This window comes from Phyllobacterium sp. P5_D12 (genome assembly GCF_054049495.1).
Genome location: NZ_JBFUMG010000158.1, coordinates 1 through 9,019, shown reverse-complemented (window position 1 = coordinate 9,019; position 9,019 = coordinate 1). Strand labels below are relative to the sequence as shown.

Annotated in this window: 10 protein-coding genes and 1 pseudogene; 9 read left to right on the top strand and 2 right to left on the bottom strand. The window is 55.5% G+C overall.

Features of this window, described 5'->3' with window-relative positions; genetic code table 11:
- Window positions 1–600: crotonase/enoyl-CoA hydratase family protein (locus ACXJ5O_RS12555; RefSeq protein ID WP_457300171.1), on the top strand; the 600-nt coding region annotated here is incomplete at its 5' end.
- Here ACXJ5O_RS12555 and pdxH read toward each other — a convergent pair.
- On the bottom strand, window positions 597–1,208 hold the full coding sequence (pdxH, locus tag ACXJ5O_RS12550) for a pyridoxamine 5'-phosphate oxidase (RefSeq protein WP_457300170.1): 612 nt from the start codon (window positions 1,206–1,208) through the stop codon (window positions 597–599). The two genes, ACXJ5O_RS12555 and pdxH, sit on opposite strands and share 4 nt — an antisense overlap.
- A gap of 170 nt (window positions 1,209–1,378) precedes the next feature.
- Between pdxH and ACXJ5O_RS12545 the strand changes: the two genes are divergently transcribed.
- The 4 genes from ACXJ5O_RS12545 to ACXJ5O_RS12530 all read left to right on the top strand — a co-directional run bounded on the left by ACXJ5O_RS12545 (window position 1,379) and on the right by ACXJ5O_RS12530 (window position 4,293).
- Entirely contained in the window at window positions 1,379–1,729 is a 351-nt protein-coding gene (locus ACXJ5O_RS12545; RefSeq protein ID WP_112528041.1) for an RT0821/Lpp0805 family surface protein, read from the top strand.
- Window positions 1,730–1,854: 125 nt separating this feature from the next.
- Entirely contained in the window at window positions 1,855–2,778 is a 924-nt protein-coding gene (locus tag ACXJ5O_RS12540) for a DnaJ C-terminal domain-containing protein (protein ID WP_457300169.1), read from the top strand.
- A 92-nt stretch (window positions 2,779–2,870) separates the two neighbouring features.
- Window positions 2,871–3,689, top strand: a complete 819-nt coding sequence (gene fabI, locus ACXJ5O_RS12535; RefSeq protein ID WP_114432770.1) for an enoyl-ACP reductase FabI — start codon at window positions 2,871–2,873, stop codon at window positions 3,687–3,689.
- Window positions 3,690–3,702: 13 nt separating this feature from the next.
- Window positions 3,703–4,293 (top strand): histidine phosphatase family protein, encoded by a 591-nt coding sequence (locus ACXJ5O_RS12530; protein WP_457300172.1) that lies wholly within the window; start codon window positions 3,703–3,705, stop codon window positions 4,291–4,293.
- Here the strand turns inward: ACXJ5O_RS12530 and ACXJ5O_RS12525 are convergent, their stop codons facing one another.
- Window positions 4,294–4,548, bottom strand: coding sequence for a DUF1344 domain-containing protein (locus tag ACXJ5O_RS12525; protein WP_457300168.1), 255 nt, complete (start codon window positions 4,546–4,548; stop codon window positions 4,294–4,296).
- Window positions 4,549–4,717: 169 nt separating this feature from the next.
- On the opposite strand from ACXJ5O_RS12525, the gene aroC reads away from it, so the two are divergent.
- From aroC to ACXJ5O_RS12505, 4 genes and pseudogenes are all read left to right on the top strand, one after another.
- The gene (gene aroC / locus ACXJ5O_RS12520) at window positions 4,718–5,812 is read left to right on the top strand and encodes a chorismate synthase (protein WP_457300167.1); all 1,095 of its coding nucleotides are present in this window, start codon (window positions 4,718–4,720) and stop codon (window positions 5,810–5,812) included.
- Between the two features lie 16 nt (window positions 5,813–5,828).
- A complete protein-coding gene (gene ribB, locus ACXJ5O_RS12515; RefSeq protein ID WP_457300166.1) occupies window positions 5,829–6,932 on the top strand; it encodes a 3,4-dihydroxy-2-butanone-4-phosphate synthase in 1,104 nt (367 codons plus the stop codon).
- A gap of 104 nt (window positions 6,933–7,036) precedes the next feature.
- Window positions 7,037–8,320, top strand: coding sequence for a cystathionine gamma-synthase family protein (locus tag ACXJ5O_RS12510; protein WP_457300165.1), 1,284 nt, complete (start codon window positions 7,037–7,039; stop codon window positions 8,318–8,320).
- Window positions 8,321–8,441: 121 nt separating this feature from the next.
- Window positions 8,442–9,019: pseudogene (locus ACXJ5O_RS12505) on the top strand (histone deacetylase family protein); the annotation flags it as partial.

Sequence of the window (9,019 nt, the reverse complement as noted above, 5' to 3'; positions counted from 1 at the left end):
GTGTTCTTTGGCGTGCCAGGAGCCTTTTCGTCCGGCAATGACCTGCAGGACTTCATGGCCTTTGCCACCACTGGCAATATGGGCAGCGAAGTTATTGATTTTCTGATTGCGCTGGTCAACGCTAAGAAGCCGCTTCTCGCAGGCGTGGACGGCCTTGCGATTGGCGTCGGCACCACGATTCATTTCCATTGCGATCTGACGTTCGCTACGCCGCAATCCTATTTCAAGACACCCTTTGTAGATCTCGGACTGGTACCGGAAGCGGGATCCAGTTTGCTGGGTCCGGTGTTGATGGGCCACCAAAGAGCTTTTGCTTTCCTGGCCATGGGCGAAGGATTGCACGCGGTTGAAGCCAAGGAGGCGGGACTGATCTACAAGCTGGTCGACACAGAGGAACTGGAAAGCACAGTCTTGAGTGTGGCGACCGCGATTGCGGCAAAGCCACCGGAAGCCATGCAGATTTCACGCGATCTTCTGCGGATGCCGCGGGAAGACGTTGTCGAACGCATCAAGCTGGAGGCAAAATTTTTCGCCGAGCGCCTCCAGTCCGAGGAGGCGCGGGGCGCGTTGATGGCCTTTCTCACGCGAAAGAAAGGCTAAGGATAGAGCCTCGTCTTGCCCCAGTCGCCTTCCGGCGTAAGACGGCTGAAGACCACCCGGTCATGCAAGCGAAACGGCCGGTCATGCCAGAACTCGATGGACGTTGGACGAATGCGAAACCCCGACCAATAGTCGGGCCTGGGAATTTCACCGATAGGGTAACGAGCGGTGTATTCGGCGACGGCCTTTTCGAGCGCAAACCGGCTCTCAAGGGGACGCGATTGTTTTGATGCCCAGGCGCCGATACGACTCCCGCGAGGGCGCGTTGCATAGTAGGCGTCGGCCTCATCCTTGCTTACGATCTCGACGGGCCCGCGGATACGGACTTGACGACGAAGAGATTTCCAGTGAAAGCACATCGCCGCTTTCATGGATCCCAGAATTTCCTGACCCTTTTGGCTCTCAAAATTTGTATAGAAAACAAAGCCTTGGCTGTCGAATCCCTTAAGGAGAACCATGCGGACATCTGGCAATCCTTCGTTGTCCACTGTTGCCAGCGCTACAGCATTGGGATCATTGGGTTCGGTCTTGCTCGCCTCCGCCAGCCATTCATCGAAAAGCGCGAACGGCTCGGAATTCTCCGTGAAGTCATCTGTTGTTAACTTCATTTAATCCATAGTCCCATAGTCATTTCGGATTGACCTTGTTAAAGAGAGATATGTGTTTGGCGTTTCTACGATCTGATAGCAAGAAATTTGGTGCAAAAAAACAGCATTGGCACGGGCCTTATCCGGGCTTTGCCGTTGGTGTTGCCCTTTGCTTGTTGTCGGGCTGCGCCATGAAGGATTTCAGCATCGAGAAAGCGGCTCCAGACCAGGCAACAGTAACAGGGTCGGTCGCTCCTGCACAACCTGTCGACGCCAAGGGCTCGTCAGATCAATTGACAGTGCGCAACATCGTCTCGGCGCTGAATTTCACCCAATGGGGCAACAAGCCGGTTCCTTGGTCGAATCCCGAGACGGGCAGCCAAGGTACAATAACGACCATTGCTGAAAAGAAAGACGACGCCGGCCTTTGCCGCGAGTTCCAGACTTCGCGCGAGTCATTTGACGGGGTCATGATTTACAAGGGCGAGACCTGCATGCAAAATGGCGGGCAGTGGACGTTGAAATCTTTCGCGCCTATGTAGCACATGAAGAATCTGGGCCATTTTTCACTTTTTTCGTCTCAAATCTCTGGAATTTCTTCCTATTCGTGAGCATATAGCAGCGGAATCCCAAGACATCTCGCTCCGTTGCGAAGAAAGGCAGACACATGCGCGATCCCTATAGCGTGTTGGGCGTCGCCAAGACGGCGAAGCCCGAGGAAATTAAATCGGCGTTTCGCAAACTCGCCAAGAAATATCATCCCGACCAGAATCAGGATGACCCGAAGGCGCAGGCAAATTTCTCCGAAATCAATCAGGCATACGAAATCGTTGGTGACAAGGAACGTCGCGGCCAGTTTGACCGGGGGGAGATCGATGCCGAAGGCAAGCAACGTGCACCACAAGGGTTTGAAGGTTACTCGAGCGCCGGCGGCGACCCGTTTGCCGGTTTTGGCGGCGGGCGCCGTCCGGGCGGTTTCGAGTTCCGTAGCGGCGGTACATCTGGCCTTGGTGCCGAAGACATATTGAGCAGCCTGTTTGGCGAGACCGGCGGCATGGGCGGCTTTGGCGGGGCCACGCGTCGCGCCGGGCCACGCAAAGGTGCCGACCTACAGGCAACTATAGATATCAGCCTTGAGCAGGCAGCGGGCGCCGAAAAGGTTGAAGCAATATTTCCCAACGGCAAAAGGCTGGCGATCAAACTGCCCGCACAGGTGGAAAACGGTCAAACGATTCGCTTGAAAGGACAGGGAGAAGCTGTTCCTGGAGGCACCGCTGGTGATGCTTTAGTCACAGTGCGGTTCAAACCGCATCCGAAATTTCGGGTCGAGGGAAGAGACCTTCATGTCGAACTTCCGGTTCCGTTGAGCGACGCTGCCCTCGGTTCGCGCCAGGAAGTCGAAACCCTCAACGGCCGCGTAGCGGTCAAAGTCGCGCCGTGGACCAGTTCCGATAGGGTTTTACGGCTGAAAGGCAAGGGTTTGCCAAAGAAGCCAGATGGCCATGGCGATCTGTTCGCTCACGTCCGCATTATGTTGCCGGAACATGGGGATCCAGCTTTGGAAGCCTTTTTACGCGATTCCAGTCATTGAAAATCCAAAACCAGATTAGATACCGCGCTTGAAGCCCGGCGCGGGCTGTGCGATACCCCACATCAATCATAAGTCTCATGAAGGGTTGGTATATGACCGCCAAAACTGGTTTGATGCAGGGTAAACGCGGCCTTATAATGGGTGTCGCCAACAATCGGTCGATTGCCTGGGGCATTGCCAAGGCAGCGCACGACGCAGGTGCCGAACTTGCATTTACCTATCAGGGCGATGCTTTGAAAAAGCGCGTCGAGCCCCTTGCACAGGAACTCGGCGCTTTTTTATGCGGACATTGCGATGTTTCCGATGCGTCGACCATCGACGCCTGCTTTGCTGCGCTCGAGCAGCATTGGGGCAAGATCGATTTCCTGGTCCACGCGATCGGTTTCTCCGACAAGGATGAACTCACCGGTCGCTACGTGGACACATCGGAAGCCAATTTCACAAAGACGATGCTGATTTCCGTCTTTTCGCTAACGGCGGTTGCCAAGCGGGCGGAAAAGCTTATGACAGATGGCGGCTCCATCTTGACGCTGACCTATTACGGTGCAGAAAAGGTCATGCCGAACTATAATGTCATGGGCGTTGCCAAGGCCGCGCTTGAGGCGAGCGTCAAATATCTGGCTGTCGATCTCGGACCCGACAATATTCGCGTCAACGCGATTTCCGCAGGCCCGATCAAAACCCTTGCTGCTTCCGGCATCGGTGATTTCCGCTACATCCTGAAGTGGAACGAGTACAACGCGCCACTGCGACGCACTGTGACGATCGAGGAAGTCGGCGACGCGGGTCTCTATTTCCTTTCTGACTTGTCGCGCTCCGTCACAGGCGAGATCCATCACGCCGATAGCGGTTATCATGTCGTAGGAATGAAAGCAGTCGACGCACCGGATATTTCTGTCGTCAAGGATTGAAGTTCAAGTGATTCTGCCTGGCTCGGTGATCTACTTTTCGCGTCATGGCGAGACGGATTGGAACGTCGCCGAACGAATCCAGGGTCAAGCAGATGTCGATATGAATGCGCGTGGCCGTGCCCAGGCTGATCGCAATGGTGATCTTCTGAAATCATTGATCGGCGACGGGGCCGGCTTCGAATTCGTTGCCAGCCCTTTGCGGCGCACGCGCGATACGATGGAGCGAATCCGTACCCGCATGGGTCTCGATCCCAAGCACTACCATACCGATCCACGCCTGATGGAAGTGAGTTTCGGAGATTGGCAGGGCTTCATGATTGAAGACATCGCAGCCAAGACGCCGGAGCTTGTAGAAGCACGGGGGCGGGACAAGTGGAATTTCGTCCCACCGGGGGACACCGCCGAGAGCTATGCGACATTGAGTGTTCGTGTTGCGAGTTGGTTGGCCGAGGTAAAGGGACCCACGGTTTGCATAACCCATGGCGGTTGCCTGAGAACGATATTCCGCATGGTCGAGAAACTGGACGGCCACGATGCCGCCAATCTTCTTATCACACAGGATCAACTTCTGCGCCTGGAGAATGGTCACCTTACCTGGCTGTAGCTATTCAGTGGTCTCTTCGATGTCGGTGATGAAGCGTTCCTTGTTGACCACGTCGAACATCAACGTAACCTTCATACCCTGCTCGATAACGCTCAGGTCAAATTCGCCCGGCAATTTATAGACMTTGCCGTCGTCGAGAGTAATGGTCGAATTGTCTTCATCGATCTTGGTGATTGTACCTTGCGCATCGTCCGCAAGAGCGCCGACCGGAAGCAGGGAGGCGATGAACATGAACGTTGCTACGATGAAGCGCATTTGAATTCCCCTATTATCAAATCTGTATGCCGGTCAATGACGCAAGTTAGAGCTTCCATTTGTGGCAAAACAATTGCTTTTTTCGTGTGGGATAAAGGAATTTCAACGGCGGGTTTGACCACAGGAGTAAACGCTCATAAAACCCCCTGACAAAACGTCGGATACGCTTATGTCGCACAATACTTTCGGTCATCTTTTTCGCGTCACCACATGGGGTGAAAGCCATGGAATTGCGCTTGGATGCGTGGTCGATGGCTGCCCACCCGGCATTTCCTTCACAGAGGCGGAGATCCAGTCGTACCTCGATAAGCGCAGGCCCGGGCAGTCGAAATACACGACGCAACGTCGTGAGCCTGATCAGGTCCGCGTGCTTTCCGGCGTTATGCTGCAAGATGACGGCGTTACCATGATTTCGACGGGCACGCCGATCTCGATGATGATTGAGAACACCGATCAGCGCTCGAAGGATTATGGTGATATTGCCCGCCAGTATCGTCCGGGTCACGCCGACTACACCTATGATGTTAAATATGGCATTCGCGACTATCGAGGTGGTGGGCGTTCTTCGGCACGTGAAACGGCTGCGCGCGTTGCCGCCGGCGCCATAGCGCGCAAGGTGGTGCCCGGTCTCGTTGTGCGTGGAGCGCTGGTTGGGATGGGAATACATACCATAGACCGCGGCCGCTGGGATTGGGATGAGGTAAACAACAATCCATTCTTCACACCGGATGCGGGGTCGGTCGACATATTCGCGGACTATCTGGACGGCCTTCGCAAGGCAGGGTCTTCCATTGGTGCTATTGTTGAAGTCGTGGCGGAGAACGTTCCGGCAGGTCTCGGTGCTCCGGTCTACGGCAAGCTTGATCAGGATATCGCCAGCTACCTGATGTCGATCAATGCCGTGAAAGGCGTAGAGATTGGCGATGGTTTCGACACTGCCAGACTCACCGGTGAAGAAAACGCTGACGAAATGCGCATGGGTAACGACGGCAAGCCAATTTTCCTGTCCAACCATGCCGGTGGGATTCTGGGCGGCATTTCCAGCGGCGCACCGGTCGTCGCGCGCTTTGCCGTCAAGCCGACATCATCGATTTTGACGCCGCGCCGGAGTATTGATGCGGATGGCAATCAAGTCGATATCATGACCAAGGGCAGACATGACCCATGCGTCGGTATCCGTGCCGTGCCGATCGGTGAAGCAATGGTGGCCTGCGCCATCGCAGATCATTATCTCAGACATCGCGGCCAGACCGGCCGTATCTAAGCAAGGGGACGCTCATATGGCCTACAATCAAAAACGGGTCGTCGATGCCCTACGCGCTTTCGAACGCGGTGAAATCGTAGTTGTCATGGACGATGACGGCCGCGAGAACGAAGGTGATTTGATCGTCGCCGCAGTTCACTGTACGCCCGAGAAGATGGCCTTCATCGTTCGCCACACTTCAGGCATTGTCTGCACGCCGATGACCCGAGAGCACGCAAAACGTTTGAATCTCGCGCCAATGGTGGCCGACAATGATGCGCCCCATTCGACGGCGTTTACTGTCACCGTCGACTACAAACATGGGACGACGACCGGTATTTCGGCTGAAGATCGCACGTTGACAGCCAGAAACCTTGCCAATCCGAACGCTGGTGCCATTGATTTCGTGCGTCCCGGTCATATTTTTCCGCTGGTGGCCCGTGAAGGGGGCGTACTGATGCGTTCCGGCCATACAGAGGCCGCTGTTGATCTTTGCAAGCTGGCAGAACTGCCGCCCGTCGGAGTCATCTGCGAGTTGGTGAACGACGACGGTTCGGTCATGCGCGGCCCCCAGGTTGCAAGCTTTGCCGAAACTCATAAGCTGCACCAGGTAACTGTCGCCGATCTCATTGCCTACCGCCAGCGCAAGGAAACCCTGATCGAACGAATTGGCGAGTACGAGATCGATACCTGCGCCGGACGTGCCAAGGCAATAACATACGCACTGCCTTGGGAGCCGATGCACCATGCCGCGATCGTCYATGGCGATATTCGCGATGGCGAGGATGTTCCTGTTCGCCTGCAGCGTGAGGATGTGCTGAGCGATGTATTCGGCGCCCGCAACACGCTTGACAGTATCATGAAGCGCATCGCCGAGGAAAAGCGCGGAGTTATTGTCTATCTGCGCGAAGGATCGGTCGGTGTTGGCCGGGATGATGACCGCAATCGTGCAGCATTGCAGGAGCGCGAAGTCCATGCGGAAGCGCGCGTGCGCGAAGAGGAATGGCGTCAGATCGGGCTTGGTGCCCAGATATTGAAGGATCTCGGCATCACATCGATCCGTCTATTGTCTTCGCGCGAACGCCACTATGTCGGGCTCGAAGGCTTTGGTATCCAGATCACCAAGACCGATATTATTTGAAAACTGGCTCTCGCTTGTTGCGAAGGCCGCTTCAAAATAGCAAGGAATGGTCGTTGGATTTGCTATAATCTCGCTGGATAGGCTCATTCAGCGAGGAGACTGCCATGACCGCTCCCCATCCCTCCAAAACACATATCGGCAATCACGAACTGCATCCTGAGACGCTGATGCTGAACTACGGCTACGACCCGGAACTATCCGAGGGTGCTGTCAAACCACCTGTGTTCTTGACCTCGACCTTCGTATTCAAGTCCGCTGAAGAAGGCCGGGATTTCTTCGATTTTGTCTCTGGTCGCAAAGAACCGCCGGCCGGTACGGCGGCTGGTCTGGTCTACTCACGTTTTAATCATCCCAATAGCGAAATCGTTGAGGACCGGCTGGCTGTCTATGAGCGCACGGAAAGCTGTGCGGTTTTTTCCTCGGGAATGTCAGCGATTGCCACGACCCTGTTTGCCTTCGTCCGTCCGGGCGACTCGATCCTGCACTCGCAGCCGCTATATGGCGGCACCGAAACGCTGCTCGCCAAGACGTTCCTCAACATGGGCGTTGCAGCGGTCGGCTTCGCTGATGGCGTGAACGAAGCTTCGGTACAAGCTGCCGCTGACCAGGCGATGCAGAAGGGCCGTGTCTCAGTGATCCTGATCGAAACGCCCGCCAATCCAACCAACAGCCTGGTTGATGTGGCAATGATCCGCCGGATCGCCGAGGCCATTGGGGAAAAGCAGGGCCACCGCCCGATAATCGCCTGCGACAACACGTTGCTTGGACCGGTATTCCAACGGCCCATCGAGCATGGCGCGGATATTTCCCTGTATTCGCTGACAAAATATGTCGGCGGCCACTCCGATTTGATTGCTGGAGCGGCGCTCGGATCAAGAGCCGTGATGAAACAGGTCAAAGCGCTGCGTGGCGCGATCGGCACGCAACTCGATCCGCATTCCTGCTGGATGCTCGGGCGCTCTCTCGAAACGCTTAGCATCCGCATGGAAAAGGCCGACAATAATGCCTTGGCAATTGCCAATTTCCTTCGCGATCATCCGAAGGTCGAGAAAATACACTATCTGCCATATCACGACRCGTCTTCACCCCTTGGTAAAACGTTTGCCGCTCAATGCACCGGAGCTGGCTCGACCTTCTCATTTGACATCGTGGGTGGACAGCCGGCGGCCTTCAAGTTCCTCAACGCATTGCAGATATTGAAACTGGCGGTCAGCCTTGGAGGTACGGAATCGCTCGCCAGCCATCCGGCAACGATGACACATTCGGGCGTCCCAATCGACGTGCGCCAGCGCATTGGTGTGCTGGATTCAACAATCAGGTTGTCGATCGGCATCGAACATCCGGATGACTTGATTGCCGATCTGACACAAGCCCTGAGCATAGCTTGACCAATCAACATGTGCGCCAGAATTCGCTGACTTGTCTCTTGTACAACAGCGGGTAGCTGGTGCAATTTGAACGTAACCGCCTGGTCATGCTCATGCCCTTTTGCTGTTGCAGAAAGCTTTCATGGTAACCCGTCTTTATTCGCACCCGATTTATCTGGAACATTTGACACCTCCGGGGCATCCTGAACGGCCGGATCGATTGCGCGCGCTCAATAAGGTGCTGGAGGATAGCACCTTCGATGCACTGGATCGCGTCCAGGCACCAATGGGCGACGAAACAACGATCCTTTATGCGCATCCCCAAACGTTTATTGAACGTGTACGTAATACCATCCCTGAAGAAGGGCTGACCCGAGTCGATTCGGATACGACTGTGAGCCCCAAAAGCTGGGAAGCGGTGTTGACCGCAATCGGCGCAGCGAACGCCGCTGTGGATGACGTATTCACGGGCGTCGCGGACAATGTCTTCGTAGCTTCGCGTCCCCCCGGCCACCACGCGGAGCGGGACAAAGCCATGGGCTTTTGTCTGTTCAACAGCGCCGCGATCGCCGCCAGGCACGCCCAAAAAGCTTACGGCGTCGAACGCGTTGCGATCGTCGATTGGGACGTGCATCACGGCAATGGTACGCAGGACATTTTCTGGGATGATCCGTCGGTGCTTTATTGTTCGACGCATCAGATGCCGCTCTATCCTGGCAC

Bases quoted from the DNA above. Each gene is read 5' to 3' on its own strand.
- pdxH (WP_457300170.1), bottom strand. From the start codon at position 1,208: ATGAAGTTAACAACAGATGACTTCACGGAGAATTCCGAGCCGTTCGCG.
- ACXJ5O_RS12545 (WP_112528041.1), top strand. From the start codon at position 1,379: ATGAAGGATTTCAGCATCGAGAAAGCGGCTCCAGACCAGGCAACAGTA.
- ACXJ5O_RS12540 (WP_457300169.1), top strand. From the start codon at position 1,855: ATGCGCGATCCCTATAGCGTGTTGGGCGTCGCCAAGACGGCGAAGCCC.
- fabI (WP_114432770.1), top strand. From the start codon at position 2,871: ATGACCGCCAAAACTGGTTTGATGCAGGGTAAACGCGGCCTTATAATG.
- aroC (WP_457300167.1), top strand. From the start codon at position 4,718: ATGTCGCACAATACTTTCGGTCATCTTTTTCGCGTCACCACATGGGGT.